Origin of the sequence: Pseudomonas sp. PAMC 26793 (assembly GCF_000313235.1) — a bacterium.
Lineage (GTDB): Bacteria > Pseudomonadota > Gammaproteobacteria > Pseudomonadales > Pseudomonadaceae > Aquipseudomonas > Aquipseudomonas yamanorum.
This window is the reverse complement of record NZ_AMXG01000029.1, coordinates 1-17621: the sequence shown is the minus strand read 5'-3', so window position 1 is coordinate 17621 and position 17621 is coordinate 1. Positions and strand designations below refer to the sequence as shown.

At 52.2% G+C, this 17621-nt stretch carries 17 protein-coding genes and 2 pseudogenes; 14 read left to right on the top strand and 5 right to left on the bottom strand.

Annotated features, from left to right (window positions below):
* Positions 1-15: 15 nt before the first annotated feature.
* The gene (locus tag D109_RS0111970) at positions 16-270 is read left to right on the top strand and encodes a hypothetical protein (protein WP_017477095.1); all 255 of its coding nucleotides are present in this window, start codon (positions 16-18) and stop codon (positions 268-270) included.
* 234 nt (positions 271-504) lie between these two features.
* A complete protein-coding gene (locus tag D109_RS0111965) occupies positions 505-1833 on the top strand; it encodes an OprD family porin (RefSeq protein ID WP_017477094.1) in 1329 nt (442 codons plus the stop codon).
* Between the two features lie 128 nt (positions 1834-1961).
* Here D109_RS0111965 and D109_RS0111960 read toward each other — a convergent pair whose 3' ends face one another.
* Positions 1962-2420: an Hsp20 family protein gene (locus D109_RS0111960; RefSeq protein ID WP_017477093.1), complete on the bottom strand. Its 459-nt coding sequence runs from the start codon at positions 2418-2420 to the stop codon at positions 1962-1964.
* A gap of 747 nt (positions 2421-3167) precedes the next feature.
* On the opposite strand from D109_RS0111960, the gene D109_RS0111955 reads away from it, so the two are divergent.
* From D109_RS0111955 to D109_RS0111935, 5 genes are all read left to right on the top strand, one after another.
* Positions 3168-4793 carry a methyl-accepting chemotaxis protein gene (locus D109_RS0111955; protein ID WP_026077911.1) on the top strand — a complete coding sequence of 542 codons (1626 nt, stop codon included), beginning with the start codon at positions 3168-3170 and terminating at the stop codon, positions 4791-4793.
* A gap of 86 nt (positions 4794-4879) precedes the next feature.
* Positions 4880-5386, top strand: a complete 507-nt coding sequence (locus D109_RS0111950; protein WP_017477091.1) for a GAF domain-containing protein — start codon at positions 4880-4882, stop codon at positions 5384-5386.
* A gap of 297 nt (positions 5387-5683) precedes the next feature.
* The gene (locus tag D109_RS0111945; RefSeq protein ID WP_026077910.1) at positions 5684-6595 is read left to right on the top strand and encodes a bifunctional GNAT family N-acetyltransferase/nucleoside diphosphate kinase regulator; all 912 of its coding nucleotides are present in this window, start codon (positions 5684-5686) and stop codon (positions 6593-6595) included.
* 692 nt (positions 6596-7287) lie between these two features.
* Positions 7288-7626, top strand: coding sequence for a hypothetical protein (locus tag D109_RS0111940; RefSeq protein WP_017477089.1), 339 nt, complete (start codon positions 7288-7290; stop codon positions 7624-7626).
* A 28-nt stretch (positions 7627-7654) separates the two neighbouring features.
* Positions 7655-8332, top strand: coding sequence for an SOS response-associated peptidase family protein (locus tag D109_RS0111935; protein WP_026077909.1), 678 nt, complete (start codon positions 7655-7657; stop codon positions 8330-8332).
* A gap of 904 nt (positions 8333-9236) precedes the next feature.
* Here D109_RS0111935 and D109_RS0111930 read toward each other — a convergent pair.
* Positions 9237-10856, bottom strand: a complete 1620-nt coding sequence (locus D109_RS0111930; protein ID WP_017477087.1) for a methyl-accepting chemotaxis protein — start codon at positions 10854-10856, stop codon at positions 9237-9239.
* 744 nt (positions 10857-11600) lie between these two features.
* Here D109_RS0111930 and D109_RS1000000132785 point away from each other — a divergent pair.
* Positions 11601-12134 (top strand): GAF domain-containing protein, encoded by a 534-nt coding sequence (locus D109_RS1000000132785; protein ID WP_081585339.1) that lies wholly within the window; start codon positions 11601-11603, stop codon positions 12132-12134.
* Here the strand turns inward: D109_RS1000000132785 and D109_RS1000000134930 are convergent.
* Positions 12121-12267: pseudogene (locus D109_RS1000000134930) on the bottom strand (lysis protein); the annotation flags it as partial. The gene D109_RS1000000132785 and the pseudogene D109_RS1000000134930 overlap by 14 nt on opposite strands.
* Here D109_RS1000000134930 and D109_RS01000000131875 point away from each other — a divergent pair.
* Entirely contained in the window at positions 12214-12591 is a 378-nt protein-coding gene (locus D109_RS01000000131875) for a hypothetical protein (protein WP_177325512.1), read from the top strand. The pseudogene D109_RS1000000134930 and the gene D109_RS01000000131875 overlap by 54 nt on opposite strands.
* A gap of 151 nt (positions 12592-12742) precedes the next feature.
* Positions 12743-13042: a hypothetical protein gene (locus D109_RS01000000131870; RefSeq protein WP_017477085.1), complete on the top strand. Its 300-nt coding sequence runs from the start codon at positions 12743-12745 to the stop codon at positions 13040-13042.
* Between the two features lie 320 nt (positions 13043-13362).
* Here the strand turns inward: D109_RS01000000131870 and D109_RS1000000134030 are convergent, their stop codons facing one another.
* Positions 13363-14241 (bottom strand): hypothetical protein, encoded by an 879-nt coding sequence (locus tag D109_RS1000000134030; protein WP_177325514.1) that lies wholly within the window; start codon positions 14239-14241, stop codon positions 13363-13365.
* Positions 14242-14321: 80 nt separating this feature from the next.
* On the opposite strand from D109_RS1000000134030, the gene D109_RS1000000134925 reads away from it, so the two are divergent.
* Positions 14322-14552, top strand: coding sequence for a hypothetical protein (locus D109_RS1000000134925; RefSeq protein WP_017477083.1), 231 nt, complete (start codon positions 14322-14324; stop codon positions 14550-14552).
* Positions 14553-14737: 185 nt separating this feature from the next.
* Here D109_RS1000000134925 and D109_RS1000000134025 read toward each other — a convergent pair whose 3' ends face one another.
* Entirely contained in the window at positions 14738-15478 is a 741-nt protein-coding gene (locus D109_RS1000000134025; protein ID WP_152416355.1) for a hypothetical protein, read from the bottom strand.
* A gap of 108 nt (positions 15479-15586) precedes the next feature.
* Here D109_RS1000000134025 and D109_RS1000000134920 point away from each other — a divergent pair.
* The 3 genes and pseudogenes from D109_RS1000000134920 to D109_RS01000000131855 form a co-directional block, all read left to right on the top strand.
* Positions 15587-15646: pseudogene (locus D109_RS1000000134920) on the top strand (hypothetical protein); the annotation flags it as partial.
* 23 nt (positions 15647-15669) lie between these two features.
* Complete coding sequence (locus D109_RS1000000134915) at positions 15670-15894, top strand: DUF4406 domain-containing protein (protein ID WP_256219493.1); 225 nt, start codon at positions 15670-15672, stop codon at positions 15892-15894.
* 695 nt (positions 15895-16589) lie between these two features.
* A complete protein-coding gene (locus tag D109_RS01000000131855; protein ID WP_017477079.1) occupies positions 16590-17411 on the top strand; it encodes a hypothetical protein in 822 nt (273 codons plus the stop codon).
* Positions 17412-17621: the final 210 nt, after the last annotated feature.

Here is a 17621-nt window from a genome sequence, read left to right as displayed (position 1 = left end):
GGGGAGCACGAGTAGATGGCAGAACTGATGGAAATGCTCGACGGCCCAAGGACCGCACAACAGGAATTGTTCTACGACCTCGAAGATGCGATGGCTGTTATCGCCTGGTCGGTCAATGAGCTGGCCAGTATCGCCGGGGTCGCCAAATCACCCGACGAAGCTGTCGCTCTGATGAAGATGGGCGCCCTGCTCGCTGCTCAGCAGGAAAAGCTCAGCGGGTACGCGGATGAGGTGAAGGCGGGAAGGATTGTGCGGGGGGAGGATCAATAGCGGTCAATACGCTACGCCCCCAACATTCTTTCACATCCCTTTCACAGTTGAGCGCTTATGGTTACCCCAGCTCCTAAGTGAACACCTTTAAGCCCGCACTCCCCATCGCGGGCTTTTCTTTGCCTGGAATTCAGTAAAAGGGGATATCAAAACCTTCATCCAGTTTCATTTGTTGATGGCCTGGGCTGTCGCCTTAATGCTCCAACACGAACTCGTGCACAGGAGCAAAAAATAATGAAAAAACGTCAACCGTTACTTCAGCTCAATACCTTGGCAGTGGCGCTGGCATTTGCCTTGCCGGCCATGAGCTACGCAAGCGATCAGTCCGACTCCAAGGGCTTCGTCGCGGACAGCAGTTTGAATATCCTCAACCGCAACGTGTTCTGGAACCAGAACGGCAGCGGCAACCACACCCGTGACTGGAGCCAGGCGCTGATGGCGACCTACAGCTCGGGGTTCACCCAAGGTACCGTTGGCATCGGCATTGATGCGTTTGCCGACCTGGCGTTGCGCATCGACGGGAACACCGACCGTGCCGGTGGCCCGACCATGCCATCCGACGCCAATGGCAATCCGGATCGAGGCTATGCGAAGGCCGGCGGAGACATCAAATTCCGTGTTTCCAACACCACGCTCAAGATCGGCGACTTGCAGCCCACGTCGCCGGTATTCGCCACCGCCGACAACTACCTGATGCCCCAGACCGCATCAGGCTTCCAGATCGACAGCCATGAAATCACCGGCCTGAACCTGGAGGCCGGCCATTACACCTCCGGCACCGGTAACACCACCACCTCGCGCAGCGGCGACATCCTCGCCAGCTATGCAGGCGTGGCTGCGTCGTCGGCCAGCTTCGCCGGGGGCAAGTACCAGTTCAGCAAGGAATTCACCGCTTCGCTGTACGGCGCGCACCTGGAAGACGTCTGGAACCAGTACTACGTCAACTTGAACCTTGTTCATCCACTGACCGATGACCAATCCGTCGCGCTGGACTTCAACCTCTATCGCACACTCGATGATGGCAGCGCCAAGGCCGGGACCATCGACACCACCGCCGCCTCGCTGGCGGCTGCCTACACTCTGGGCGCGCAGACCTTCACCCTGGCCGGACAGAAAGTTCATGGTGACGAGCCATTCGACTACGTCGGCTTTGGGGAGACCAATGCCGGTGTCGGTGCTGGCCGCTACGGCAACTCGATCAACCTCGCCGACTCGGTGCAGTACTCCGACTTCAACGGCCCGGGCGAGCGGTCCTGGCAGATGCGCTACGACCTGGACATGGGTGCCTTCGGCGCCCCGGGCCTGAGCTTCATGGCCCGTCATATTCGCGGTTCCGGCATCGACGGAACGCATACTCCCGGCAATTCGGCCTACACCGGGTTCTATGGTGCCAACGACCAGGAACACGAAACCGACGCCGAAGTGAAATACGTCGTACAGAGTGGCCCGGCCAAGAAACTGTCCTTCCGCCTGCGGGAAGCTTGGCACGATGGCGACGCGTCCACCGGGGGGCATCTGGTGCAGACGCGCCTGATTACCGAGTATCCGTTGAATATCTTCTAAACAGACGGGAGTGCCCGGTTGATGGATCGACCGGGTACTCTGCGTGGCCAGGTATTGTTCGGTAGGCGTTTTGATTCCACACGCACAAAAAAGGCGCTACCAAGAGCGCCTTTTTTGCTACCGCTGACTTATTGCAAACTAACCTGACGCAGTTCGGGTTCTTTCCCGCTGCCAATCGTGATGCGCTTGGGTTTGGCCTCTTCAGGAACCACGCGCAGCAAGTCGATGCTTAGCAGCCCGTTGTTCATCGAAGCACCGCGCACCTCAATGTGATCGGCCAGACGGAACGACAACCGAAATGCTCGTTGCGCGATGCCCTGGTGCAGATAGGTGACTTGTTTCTCGGTTTCGCGCTTGTCGCCAACGACTGTCAAAACGCCCTTCTCGACCTGAATATCCAGATCCGCTTCAGTTAGCCCGGCGACTGCAATGACAATGCGATATTCGTCATCACCGTGCTTTTCCACATTGTGAGGCGGATAAGTGTTCGGAGCCTCGCTGCGAAGCGCCGACTCAAACAGGTCATTGAAGCGATCGAAGCCCACGGATTGACGGAACAAAGGGGCCAACGAAAGGGTAGTAGCCATCTCAAAATCTCCTGATTAAATCCAAGTGATTAAGTGCGCGACCCGCATTCGGCGTCGCGTGATGAAAATTTATGTTCGCCGGAAAAATTTTCAAGAGGGCAGATAAAAATTTTTACGTTTGAGTGCCAGTCGGGGGCGACTGGCTCGGTTGGATAAACAGGCCGCCAGCCTACCTCGAGCGCCCTTCGTTACGATTTTGTTGTTTTCTTACGCCTTTCCCAGTTATTCGTTCGTATTGGTGGTGAATAAACCACACGACCAAGAGCAGGCCAGACAAACCAATAACGAACAACAACAGCTCTAGTGCGGGACCTTCGTGTGAAAACATTTTTCGTTCCTCATCCTGAAGTAGTGTGACCTGAAAATGGTCACCACCGAAATTGTTCGTAACAATTCATACATTCTCAGGGTAGTCGCCATAATCCCAGGTGGCAACCCTGAATGACTCTAAAACCCTTGATCTAGACACTTCTCTCGGCCAGGGCCCTTTGTGCACGGCGGTTGGGGGTCACGGCCGTACTGGGCGAAAGACCGGGCTCGCGACTTGCGGTAGTCAGTCACACCACCCATCAAGAAGCTAGGCGCGCAATTATTTAGCGCGCCTATTATCTTGATTCATTTTTTTGTATTCCTTAACCCACACACAACCACCAAGCTGCGATCGAGATCAAAGGCTTCCCTTGCACGCGATCAACAAATTGACGTAACGGGCTCCCTCCCCTGACACCTCGGCCCTCGGAGGCCTATATGAAATTAAGATCCATGAATATCGCACGCAGAGCCTTCATCTGTTTTGGTCTAATCACGCTTTTACTGATCAGCCTGGCAGGTTTTTCTTATTTACAAATCGGCCACTTACGTACTGCAGAGCAGGATATCGAGCAAAACTCCCTGCCCAGCATCCAGGTAATTGACGACATTCAAATCGCCCTTCTTCATGCCCGCCTGGAGAGCATCCGCATGCTCTCAAGTACCACCAAAGATGTGCATGATGCATCCCTGTCAAAAGTTGAAGAGGCCATACGGACACTTCAGTCAAAGACAGAGTTTTATCGTAAAAATTTGATATCTGGCGAGCAAGATCAAATTCAATTTGAAAAGGCAAGCCAAATGATGAACACCTATATTGAGGGGCTCAAAAAAGTACTTGCACTGGATTTATCTGATCATGAGCAAGCGGTGACGTTTGCTAATACGGAACAGGCGCAACGAGCAAGCGTCTATCAAGACCAACTGACAATCCTACGTGAGCAAAATGCAAGTCAGGCAGTTGTGTCTGGCCAGGAGGCGGCGGAAGTATATGCCCATAGCGTAAACGTACTCATCGCCGTACTGGTTGTTGCATTTGCGCTCACCCTTCTCCTGGCTACTTTATTTACCAAGAGCATTGTGAGTCCTATCAGCTCATCTCTGAAATTGGCAGAGGATATAGCAGCAGGCGACCTTACCCATGACCTTGATGTCACTGGCTCAGATGAAGCATCGCGCTTAATGCACGCGCTCAATTTGATGCAGAAGAACCTCAGGAACACGATATTGGAAATCTCAGGAGCGTCAGCTCAGCTGAGTACTGCAGCCGTCGAAATGACCTCAATCACAGAAAGTGCTGATCGCACCTTACAACAGCAAAACAGCGAGATAGAGCAAGCTGCCACAGCGGTCACCGAGATGAGCGCTGCTGTTGAAGAGGTAGCGCGGAATGCCAACTCCACCTCTGAAGCGGCCATGCAGTCGAGCTTGGCAGCAGATCTCGGCAACAAAAAAGTGACTGAAACGCTTACCGCCATGCGAGGCCTTACTGGACTGGTCGAGGTTTCCTCAGATCAAGTAAAAGAGCTCGCGGGCCAGGCTCAAGACATTAGCAAAGTTCTAAGCGTCATCAGGGCGATTGCCGAACAAACCAACCTGTTGGCTTTGAACGCTGCCATTGAAGCCGCGCGTGCAGGAGAACAAGGCCGTGGCTTTGCGGTGGTCGCCGATGAAGTTCGCGCCTTGGCGCACCGGACCCAAACGTCGACTCAAGAAATTGAACAGATGATTTCGACGATTCAAGCCGGTTCGTCTGCCGCAGTAGAATCGATGCAAAAGAGCACGTCTGAGGTTTACAGCACGCGAGATACGGCAGAGCAGGCAGGCCAATCGCTTCGACAAATCATAGATTCAGTGCTCGAAATCAATGACCGCAATATCCAGATTGCAACGGCCTCCGAAGAACAAGCTCACGTAGCACGTGACGTTGACCGGAGCTTGATTAGCATTCGCGACCTGGCCATTCAGAGCAGTGAGGGTACCCGACAGACGCTGACGGCGAGCAATGAACTGTCACGATTGGCAGTCAACTTGAACGACTTGGTTCTGCGATTCAAGACATAGATGCTGGATCAAGCGCCCTACCAGATTCATCAAACAAATTTATAAAGCCCGGTCACCCGCTCAGCTACAGATAGCAGAGGATAAAAATGGATTCTCATGAGATCGCCTTGCACTCTGTGCTGAGCACAGATGAACGCTCAGCAATAGCTGAACTTGAGGCCACAAGCGCTATCTTGCAGCTTATTACGCGCCTGACAGGGATGCGATTTGCCGGAATTGCTAAATTCACCGAAACGGATTGGATAGTTTGCTCAGCTTACGACCCCATCCATCTGGGTATAGAGTGTGGAGATACTTTAGAGTTGGAGATCACACTTTGCAGCGAGCTCCGAAAGGACCCCAAAGCACTCTTTATTCCAAAAATCAGTGAAGACGGCAGGTACTCAAATCGCCCCGTAGTCAAGCGATACGCAATAGAAAGCTATGCAGGTGCTCCTATCTTCCTTCCTGACGGCCGGCTTTACGGTGCTCTGTGCGCGCTGGACTCACGACCCATGCTGTTTGACGATCCGTGCCTCGAAGGCACGTTGACCTTGTTTGCTCGGTTAATTGGCTGCATCTTCTTCGCAAGCCTAAGTCCGGACGGAAACTAACTCAGCAATATTGTCTGTCGCTGTTACTTCAGATGCCCTAAATCACCGGGTTTCAATGCGCAATAGCCCTGACATACGCCTGGCACGCCCGCAGTGCGATCACGGCGTTATCCTCGCTTGCTCTGCAAGTTCAGGTTGCAGATGAAGCCAGGTTCAGGTTCAGCAAGCGATGGTCTCTTGGAACTCTGTGGGACGTTCGCCATTACTTGCGGTATGTCTTAAAATATCCGGTTGCCGAAGAACCGCCATGACATATCCATGAAGGGCTTCAATCCTTTACAAATAAGTGTGGTCAAGATGAACAAGCCTTTCATTTCGCTGTGCCCAGAAATTACTCGGGCGCACGCTCTGACGTTGATGGATTGGTTAGAGGATGAGCGCATCACCTGCTATCTGAGCGATTCGCGTCATGTCTCCCGCTCCATTGAGCACGTCATTGATCGGACTCAGTTGCCGATCCTGACTCATCTATTCAACCGGGGCGGCAGATTCTTTATGGCCTATGACCGGCATGACGCCCCGGTGGGCTTTGTCCGTCTAATCAAGACCGGCTCAAATTGCGAGATAGTCCTGGTCATCGGAGACAGCGACAAATGGGGTCGAAACCTTGGCGCCCGCACGATCCGCGAAGGCATGAAACTGGCCTTCCTCGACATGCGGGCCGAGAAGCTCATCGCCAAGATTCACCCGGACAACTCGCGCTCGCTGAAAGCCTTTCTGCGCAGCGGCTTTATGCTTGAGAGCGAAACGCCGACATTGAAGTCATTTTCCATGACGGCGGCGCGCTATCTCCAGTTCTTGCGCGAAGGCGCCGGTGGCGACTCCACCAGGATCTACATCACTGAAATCGACAAGGCCAGGCTCGAGGAGCTAATCGCGTTCGAGCAAGGCCCGACGGTTGTTGAACTCGAACATGAGCTTGAGCGAGCCATTGTCGTCAAGCCGCAGCAGGTGGCGCGTAATGTCATCACGATGAACTCCAGGGCGTTGCTGCAACTGGACGACGAAGAGTTCGAAGTGGCCTTGGTCTACCCTGAAGACGCGGACAGCAACGCAGGAAAGCATTCCGTGTATTCCGACATAGGCGCCGCCATCCTTGGCTATAAGGAGGGAGACGCCATCGACTGGCGAATTTCGGATCGAACCCGCCGGATTGAGATCAAGAAAGTGCTTTACCAGCCGGAAGCTGCGGGCCATTTCCACCTATAACGGCGCCTTTTTCTCAGTAACGAATCGCGCCAGCCGGCTCGCCCGGCTTGGGGGCCTGACTTATCCCGAGTGAACTGATAAACGGGACGGTTTATCGGCGCGTGGGTGAGATCGTGAAACCTACCCGTTGACTCCCACGTTTGGCAGAGTTGCGGAAACTGCCTGAAATGATGCGGAAACGATTGATGTTTCACTGCCAATATTCCTGAACCCCAGAAACGCAAAAGCCCCGCAATAGCGGGGCTCTTGAGTCAATCTTGGCGGGAAACCAGGGATTCGAACCCTGGGAACGCTATTAACGTTCGCCGGTTTCAAGACCGCTATGCAAACTCCGGCGGGCTGCTGCTTTGAAGCCTCATGGCGTTCCATTACTGGCGGAAATCGACCGGGCTACAGACCGCATTCTACAAGGGGTGCGGTTTTAGTTTTGGAACTCTTTTTCCCCCCTCCCCGGCGTCCTGCCGACCGGACACAAACTTCCCAAAGAACACCGACTGCTAAGCTGTTCACTCCACCAGAGGAACGCCGATGCCCAACTCAGTGATGAGAACGAAGAGTTCATCAAGCTGACCCTAGCCGTCCTCATGGCGCCCGACTGATCGTCGGGTAAACCTGCAGTTCGTCGCCTCAGGCCTTTCGCTTGTCCAAATCTCGAATGCTGTGCGTACATACAGCTCTCGGAAGTACGCCCCATGAACATCGATGAAGACACCTGCGAGTGGCTTGGCATCCCCACGCCTCTCGAAATGCACAAACAGCACGCCCGCCTACTGGAGAATGAGATCCAGGAACTGAACCTGCATCTGCGTAAAGCGAGGGAGGATATTCACGGCCTGGTGCAGATGCTGGCCGAGGCGGAGGCCGTCAAAACACAGTTCCGTGGATACCTCGCTGAGAGAGGCGCTGAAGCCGCCGCCATGCGCAAACAGATCAACGACCTGACGACCTCCTCAAGGGCTGACAAGAAACGCGCGGATCAACTGAAAGAACTGCTTGATGGCCTCATCACTCGTCCAAAAACCATCGTCTAAGCTCAGGTTTCAGATTGAGGGCTTGACCATGTGCGGAAGACTTTCCCAGTACAGCGGCATTCATCACTTCGTTGCAGCGCTGAGCATGCCCAATGCACTGGCGAACTCCGTGGGTGAGTTGCCCTTGGAGCGGTACAACGTCGCCCCGACAACCCAAGTCGCCCTGCTCCACCTGCAGGGCAATGTGCTGCACGCCGACCTGGTGCGATGGGGATGGCGGCCGCACTGGGCCAAGGACCGCGCCGCGCCGATCAATGCCCGTGTCGAGAAGGTGGCCCACGGACCGTTCTTCCGGTCGATATGGCCGCACCGGGCAATCACGCCCATCGATAACTGGTTTGAGTGGGTGGAGGAAGGCGGGCCGAAGAAACAGCCCTACCTGATCCGCCGGCGGGATGGCGCGCCAGTGCTGTGCGCCTCTATTGGCCAACTGCCCGACAGCGACGAAGGCCCGGGCGAGCACGACGGATTCGTGATCATCAGCGCCGGCGGAATGGTGGACATCCATGACCGGCGTCCCGTGGTGCTGACGCCGGACCTGGCCCGGCAATGGTTGGACCCGGCCACGCCCAAAGAGCGCGCCGAGCAGATGGTGCTGCACCAGGGCGAGCCAGCCGAAGCCTTCGGATGGTTCAAGGTCGATACGTCCTTGGGCAACGCGCGGAACAAAGGACCAGCGATGATCCAGCCTATCAGCGAGCAATAGCTCCAACGTAAGCCTGGCACGCCCGTAGATTCCCATCGTCGGTAATGGCGATAATTCGTTGAGCATGCGCAAGATCAAGTTGGACTCTACAGGTAGAGTTAACTAAGCCAACGCCATCGTTGGCGAAGGGCATATTTAAGCAGCTGACGGGGAATCTCAATAGAAAGTGAAAGGCTCCGCCATCTTAAGTGGCTGGACGCGAAACAGCAGCAGAAAATGGACACATTGCCGATGACAGAGAACTAAGCCAAGCTAAAAACCCAACCCGCCATCCTAGAAATAGCAACCACTTCGCATGTAAAAAGCCGCATTATCTTTTGAAGCTGAAACGCCTACAACACAACCAGCAACAAAGTGCAGGTGGTAATTTTTAAGTAACTACGAGATGATTTTTGGTTGATTGTTTTGGAGGTAACTCATGACCACATTTCAATTCATAGTAGGAATGATTTTTTGCTTTGGGCTGCTCACGCTCAGGGTATACCTGATTCTACAAGTTCAAAAACATGAAAAATGAGAAAATCCGAAAACCAAATAGCACCAGCGCTACCCACGTTCTTTTCAAAATCTTTCAGGTCTTTTCAGGTTTTGCCGCTGATCTGGCCTAACTAACTCTCGTAAATCCTGAATGGCTTTACGTGTAGTGCTAATACTGGCGACAACCTCACTAGAGACATCAATATTCTGAATTCCATAAAAAGACCTCGTTACCTCTATTAATTTTTCGATAGCGACCTCCAACTTATTTACTTCACGCTCCAGCACTCTTCGCGTGTGCTCCATAAGTCCTCACCAAAAATATATGCGCGCCGACAAAATCCATTATTCAATAGGCTCATGCCCTCCCAGCGTAAGCACAGATGCTAAGCGGGCCACGTGCCTGGTACCCCTGTCCTCGTGGGCCCTACATCTTAAATCGTGCAACTACTGCATTCATCTCACTAGCCAGACGAGATAGCTCTCCGCTTGCCAGCGCAGTTTGATTGGCCCCCTCGGTACTCTGCACCGACAGGTCTCGAATGCTCACAAGATTATGATCAATAGAGCGCGCAACCTGCGCTTGCTCTTCTGAGGCTGTTGCGATCAAAGTATTCATATCATTTATTTCTCGAATACCTTGAGCAATCTCAGTCAATGCAGCTCCCGCCTCATGTGCAACATGGAGAGTATCTTGTGCACCTACACAGCTATCCTGCATAGACTTCGTCGCTTGCTCTGAACCGCTTAGGATGGCACCTATCATCTGCTCAATCTCTTGAGTAGATTGCTGAGTGCGGTGAGCTAGTGCTCTAACTTCATCAGCTACCACCGCAAAGCCACGTCCCTGCTCACCTGCTCGTGCGGCTTCAATCGCCGCATTGAGAGCTAACAGGTTGGTCTGCTCTGCGATAGTTCTGATGACCGCTAAAACCTTACTGATGTCTTGTGATTGTCCAGCCAATCTCTGCACATCTAGGCTGGTAGCTAAAACCGTAGCGCTGAGCTTTTCAATTGCTCCAACTGTACTAGCAACCCTCTGGGAGCCTCGAATAGTAGATTGGTTTGACTCCCTAGCCGCGTCAGATGCCGCAGCGGCATTACGTGCCACCTCGTCAACGGCGGCAGTCATTTCATTAACTGCGGTCGCTGCCTGTTCAATCTCTTGATTTTGACGACCTAAACCATCGCTGGATTGGGCCGTTATAGAGTTCATCTCATCGGCAGCAGACGCAAGCTGAAGCGAGGAGTTTGCAATGAGACCAATTGTCTGCCGCAAACTCATCTGCATAGACAGTGTCGACCGCTGCAACTCAGTAAATTCATCTTTTCCAGATATAACCATCCCGTCCCGGAGGTCACCTGCGGAAACCTTATCATTTGCAGCAAGTAAGTCTTTAAGAGGCGTTACTATGCTTCTTGTAAGCAGCACCGCCAATATAATCGTAGCAATTATTGAAATTACGATAATTATAACAACAAAAGCAAACCCCTCATTATAAGATTTCTGAGCACTTGCCCCCAAGCTATTAGCTTGATCTATATTTATCTGAATTAGAGAGTCAATATTTTTTTGCAGAGCATCGGTTAAAGGAACGATATTTAATTCAGTAAAATCAGTCGCCTCAGAGCTCTTTCCCTGCTGACTTAACGCCACAACACCATCTAAAAGTGCTGAAAATTTTTGCACTGAACTATTTATTGATTGATATATCTCCGACTCTTTGACACTAGCCACCAAAGGTGCGTAAGCCATAGACCGCTTGAGCATATCTTCTCTTGCCTGCTGGAGACGCTCAATAGTGGTCATTTTCGCTTGCGCGTCGGTCTGAGCAATTAGGCGGCGTACATCGAGGCGAAGGCGGAGGACAACATCCCCTATTTTGTTCGCAGCGATAATACTAGCCATAGAGTTATCTTGAAGATCGATCATACCTTTTCTAATATCTTGCATCTTCCATAGAGATATCCCGCCCAACACAATCAGAAGGCAAGTAATAAGCATAAAGCTGAATCCTGCCCGGACTGAAATCTTAAAGTTTCTCATTGCGCATTCCTTGGAGAAAGTACAGCGAAAATTACACCGTCGCCCTCCAGGGCTAATCGAGCAGAAATGCACTTCTCGGCTTAACCTTTATTGGCGTAATAAAACAGAATCCGATCACACGACAAATAATAGCGACTTAACATCATATTACAAATTTTATTTGAAAATCCTTCGCACCTCCATTTGGATACTTCTATAAAAACAAACATCCAAACGAGCACTCGCGATTGCAACAAGCTCAACTTAAAAAAATAGAACCACCACTGCGACTCAGCAGACTCATTTAACTCTATGTTTTTAATGTAAATTCCTCAAATAAAATAGCTAGCTCATGAATAGCACGCTAAGCATACTACTCCAAATAATCGAACAGATTTTGAAATAAGACTTATTTTAGTTTTGCAAGAACCAGCTAAACCAACCAAAAACTCACTCATGAGCAAAATCAGCAAATCCAACTTCTTTCACAGCATAAAAACTTAAGCCCGTATATGCTACTAGAGTCTATTTTCACAATCTCCTAATCAAATACATTCACCCACGAATCGTTTTGAATACCTGCCTACATCAACAGCCGAAAAAGCAACTCATTTGAGTGGTTAGAAACCTTAAAGCCTTTGCGCCATGCACTTGTAAAAAAATCTCGCGATATGACGTGCTCAAACTTCATATTTGCCTCATTCTGCATCCGAACGACTAGTGTTTTCGACTGCCTTAGGCAGGTTCCCATTAGGGAGATAACGGATGCATCTGAATGAGTTAATCCTATGTGCGCAATTTAGCGCTGAAGAGCGTGCGACGATTGCTGAGATCGAAGCAACAACTTGCATTCTAAAGCTTGTCACTCGACTGACGGAGATGCGTTTTGCTGGTATCGCAAAATTCACAGAGACAGAGTGGGTAGTGTGCGCAGCTTACGACCCAAATGAGATAGGTATAAGCCCGGGAGACATTTGGGAATTGGAGACCACACTATGCAGCGAACTACGTCGGGATCCCAGATCGCTATTTGTGCCTAAAATCAGTCAAGACGGAAGATATTCTGAACGTGCAGTAGTGAAGAAGTATGCAATAGAGAGCTACGCTGGTGTTGCTATTATACTCCCTGACGGACGGCTTTACGGTGCTCTTTGCGCTCTGGATTCACGTCCCATGATATTTGAAGATCCAGACTTAGAAGAAACTTTGTTTTTATTTGCCAGACTAATAGGCTGTATTTTTTTTGCCAGCCTAAGTCCGGAAGATGCCCCGGCCGCAGCAGTTTTCAATACGCAATAGCCCTGACGTACGCTTGGCACGCCCGCAGTGCGATCAGTCCTTGATCGCCGTCTGCGGTGATTCCGAGAATTCGTTGAGCATGCGCTGGGTCAAGTTTGGCTTTACAACCTGCATGAACCACGCCGACGGCGCCGGAGCCCCCACCCACGCAAAGGTAGATGTAGCGGAAGAGCTCGGGATTGACCGGCGCACGGTATCCACCATCGGCCAGGAGTTCGGGATTACGTTCAAGGCTCCAACCCGGGGCGGCGCACGAAACCTGGTGCCAAGGCGAGCGGATGAAGCCAGCGATGCGAAATACGCTGAGCGAATCCGGGCATTTCTGGAGCTTGGCCTAACCCGGCGCCAGTGCCTTGGAAGGCTGGCCATGGGATCGAAAGCTTTTGAGCGGATCGTCGCCGCCCACGGCATCGACTACCCAAAAGCAAAACCGGGGCGAACTAAATGCGCCGCGTAGCCCGCATCCAACAACGTAAACGTCAAACCTGGCTCGCACTGCCGGCCAGCGGAATAGAAGAGGTAGGCCATGGCCGAGGAAGAGCAACAGCCGACGGCGGAAGCCTTGAAGCAGCGCCGCAAGCGCGAGATCAGCAGCGAAGGACGCTGCATTGGGCGTCGAGAAATTCACGGTTGAGGTGGCCGGCGTGTTCAAGGCCGACCTCAAGCGCCTGATGAAGCAGCACGGCTTCAACAATCAGCAGGAAGTGTTCCAAAACCTACTGCGCAACGTGATCGCCGCCGACTTCGAAACGGCGGCGCAGATGCTCAAGTGCGTCACGACACCTTTTGTAGTTTCGGAAAAGGTGTCGCGAGCATTTGAAGCTGCACGCATTAAGCAGCTTGAGGATGATCCTGGCGAGCCAGAAGATCAGATTTTCAAGCCGCCAGTGGTCGCCACCTCAGGGTGACCTTACCGCTACCTGCGGCGCCTATTCGAACGAGATCGTTGGTGGCAAGGCCGCCGACGCCAGTTAGCGTCAGGCCTCCACCATTACTTGCAGCAGCGGCCAAGCGTACAAGATCGTTGATTGGTCGACCATGGGCATTTAGCTCCAAGATTGCTCCCGAGGCCAGGATTCGGATCAGATCGTTAATAGCTATCCCATCAAAACTCATCTTCTTCTCCTTAATCCGGCTCCATGCCGGTCACCCGTAATACCCCAACCTTAGCCAAATTGCCACTTCCGGTAGCGGAGGGCACCATCTGACGACTATCCAAACATGCGAGTTAGATATCGTGAATAGACGAAAAGGTAGAAGCCGCATCAGGAATCGATAATTCAAACCTCAATGCACTGAAGTCAGGAAGGGTCATCAAGCCTCGTTCAAACGAGTCGAAAGCTATAGCCGGGAGAGTGTTGTTTCGTTTAAGCCTAACCATTGCCTCATATACCTCGACCTGCCGCAAGCGCAGAGACTCCATATAAATTATATGCTCACCACATAGCTTTCCATTTTCTAGCTTTAAGAATGGCCTTATCAGCGCGACATCTTCAATTCCAACATCACAAAATCCTGCAACTGCACTTGCCAGCAACGGAGTAGACGTTGGCCACTTATCATATATAATTTTGTAAGCTTGCTGCCTAAGCGGCACACTACACACCACTCCTATTCCTGAAGCAATTACTTCAGTGAGAGGTTTTACACCTAAAGTTTCCCCACTCAAATAACCTTCATACCAATCAGAAGACCCACCATCCCCAAAAGCAGTTATCCACTCTGAGTCATATCGAGTCAAATTATCAGCAGAAAAATTTACTTTTGATATATATTTCTTTTTTCTAGATAGGCTCCACCGATCAAGAGCCTGATGAGCCATAGACTCAGACTCAAAAAAATAAACGCCATTCAGCCTAGAAACCTTGCCAGCGTAATACTTCCTCCTGTGCGCTTCCAAGTCAAACTCATGAGTAATTTTATTTACAATTCCATTTTTAGATATCTGACGCAGTATATTGTATTGCCATACTGAAAGACCGATATTTTCTGGATTCCTGTCACAATAAGATTTGATTCTGCCGATAGCTACCTCCCAAGCAACCATCGGATTTTCGATATCCAAATAAGCGTAAAACTCAAAATTCCCCACTGCTTGCCTCACCACGTCAGAAATCCAACGCACAAATACCCCAAATCAACGAATCACGCCAGCCGGCGAGGCAGGCGCATGCTTGGACATAACCCATGAGCACCTTTGCAGTGTTTGGAATGACCCTCGATGTCGCCAAGACCGAGGCCCGCAAGAAAACGGCCGGCACCCGGAGGAATCCGAAGGCTCCTGGCGGCGTCGAGCCGATCCCGGAATCTGAATGGGTGGAGCTGGTCGCCAAGCGAACCGAAAAGATCATGGGGGGGCACGGTTCGCCAGTTCTCGCCACTCTTCGACGCGACGCAGTATGCCGAGCAGTTTATTGAGCTGGTCCGAAAAACGCTGAGGTGCCGCGATATGCATATCAGGGCAAAGGCAGTGTTGGTGGACGCCAAGGGCAAGCCCATCATCAACCCGAAGACGAAGGCGCCAAAGGTTGGGCTTACAGAGTGGCTGCCAAATCAGGAAGAGCAAGCAGCCTGAACATGGCACATACCAAATTAAAGGCGCATCAATAAATTGGGGTTAACAATGGGACGGCACCTGGGCACTCAATTACAATTCCTGATATGTCAGCGCCATCAGGCACATACCATAGAAAACGATACTCTTTTTGTGAGGCGTACTTATCGGGTGGCTTTACAAAGCCAATCAGACCTGGACTGTCCTCGAATTCTTTATATGAGCGCTCCTTATAAATAATCTGCCCTCTCAGAGAGCGGATTATTTCGGCTTTTGAAGTTAACGAGCTAGTTACTACCGAATGAAACTTATCCACTGAAGTTATTTTAACGCAGTACTTACCGAATGTTTTCGATAGTCCGTCATCAGAAAACCCCAAAGTGGTGCATAGTACGTAAGCATCATGCAAGTATGTGGTTCTAGAATTATTTTCAATTGTCACACCTATAGCATTCTGCGCGATATGGATTCCGGCTCGGGCAGCCATTGCAACAAATACCGGATCCGAGCCATTGCCTGTAATTCGGCGTCCAGTGTTGAAGCGTTCAAACCCCTCTTCGCTATCTCCTTGCAAAGGATCTTCGTACTCACGGCACCTCTTAAGGGTGCTGATAAATATCTGGCCTTTGGCGAATGCAGCAGCATGCTCCTCTTTGTCAAAGTAGCGATATACAGCAGATACCTCTTTTTGGGCATTTTCCTTCGCAATCTTCTTTGCATCTCTAACAGACTTAAAGCCAGAGTTACTTGCTCTATCTGATCTTCGGTCCCACCAGTTTTCCCTAGCCATCACACTACTCCGTTAGTTCGTATTATTTTCCGCGAGAAAAGCGACATATCCACACTAAACAACATCCGCGAAATCGGCGTCGCGCTCCAGAATGCCCGCGAGAACCGAGTGTACGTCGCCGGGCCGATTACAGGTATCGAAGACTTCAACTATCCAGCTTTCAACGCCGTCGCCCAGGAACTCCGACTCCAATGTTACGAAGTAGAGAACCCGGCGACCACGGCAGCATCAAAGGCGCACAGTGGGCCGACTACATGGCCTATGACCTGACCCGCTTGGGCCTCTGCGGTGTGATCGCCCTGCTGCCGGACTGGGAGAAGTCGCAAGGCGCGAAGCTGGAAGTCCTGATCACCGAACGCCTCGGCATGACGGTTGTGAGTGCCCATGATCAGGTAGCGAGGAAAGACCTTAGTTAACTTGGGTCGTTCGGCGGGGTATTCGGAGAGTTTAGGAACGAATTCCAAGCTTCGAAGGCGTCGTGGTGTTTTTTGACGGCCTCGTCCCATTCCACCCCAAAGACTTTCTTCTAAACGACCATCATCATCATTTTGGTGGTGGCGGCATCAAGCTCAACCAGTAACTCGTGGGATCTAAATCTGAAATCCTCTAAGTCGGCCATAAAATCACCTTGCGACAGGTCTAGCCGGAGATTCCGGGTTGTGCCCATTTCACTAATGACACGCACCACAAGGCTAAGGTTCATCGAGCAATCGTGTTTCTTTTCGGCATAAGTTGAACACGAATTTTAAGTGGCTTCCTACCCTTCCCCACCTTCAAAGTGAGTCGCTGTAGCGGATAGCCTGAAGACGTAGGAGGGATTCACTTAAATCGGAAGAGGTGACCAGCAAGCCAAGGCGTTGAGTTAGTAGCCCAGAGTAAGGGAGTTGTTTAACTCGCGGCTAAATGCGACAGCCTACCGATCAATGCCCACAGCAGAAGGGCCCGCTCCAACGGAGTAATAGAGCGTCTGCCACGCAACACCCCAACAACGAATATCTGAAATGCATGCGCGACATGTCATTTCTAGCACATCCCTCGGCCTCGTGTAGGGCCGATCTTAAATAAACCCCTCCCCCTTCAAAGTCAGCCGCTATAGCGGCAAGGACGACCTATGGCCAGAAAAAACCACCTCATCGTCGACTCAGGCTGCACCCAGGATAACGAGCCCTGGTCGCTCTCCGCCTGCGGTCTTAACGAAGACTCCGAGGTGTCGTGGGATGGCACCCACAAGCGCGACCTTGTCAGCTGCAAACGGTGCCAGGCGAAAATGGCCAAACCCCGCGAGGCGCCGGAGCCATTCCATAAAGAGCGGCCCATTCTTTTCAACGGTGCAATGGTTCGCGCGATTCTGTCCGGACAAAAAACGGTCACGCGCCGCCCGGTTAAAGGCAATCAGATCCCGAGCCGTAGCAAATCCGATTCTCCGGAACATCAGTGGATTGCCGTCGTTCAAGACCATCCACGCTGGGGCTTCGCCGCATTTGGCGCGACCGAGCAGGAATGCGCCGCCGAACTCGCCATGTACGGCGGATGCCCATATGGCCGGCGCGGCGACCGGCTGTGGGTGCGCGAGACCTTCATTGATCTGCGCGGCACCGGTGTTGAGCATCGCCCGGACCCGGAAGGGCCACTCCAGCGTTACGCCTACGCTGCCGACTGCCGCCCTGGATCACATAGCGACGAGGCAAGGAAAGACTTCGGCCTGAAGTACAAACCCAGCATCCACATGCCACGGGCAGCCAGCCGCATCCTGCTGGAGATCACCGCCGTGCTCGTCGAGCGGTTGCAGGACATCAGCGAGGACCAGGCCAAGGCAGAGGGTTGCTTCTTCACCGACTATGGCCAGCAGTGCGCCCATGGCGGCACCGACTGGAAAGACATAGGCATCTGTCCGGCGGTGGTCGGCCACCAGCAACGCACCGGCTGGGCCTGAGACAAAACCACCAGCCATGAGGAATGCCTCGGGAGTCCGCGCTGGGCGTTCGCCAATCTGTGGAACGCCACCGGTGGCGACTGGGACTCCAACCCGTGGGTCTGGGTGGTCGAGTTCAAGCGGGTGACGCCATGATCTTGCTCACGGTGCCAGCCACCCTCTGGTTCGCCTACGTCTTCATCTACAAGGGGCCGAGGCCATGAAACGCGC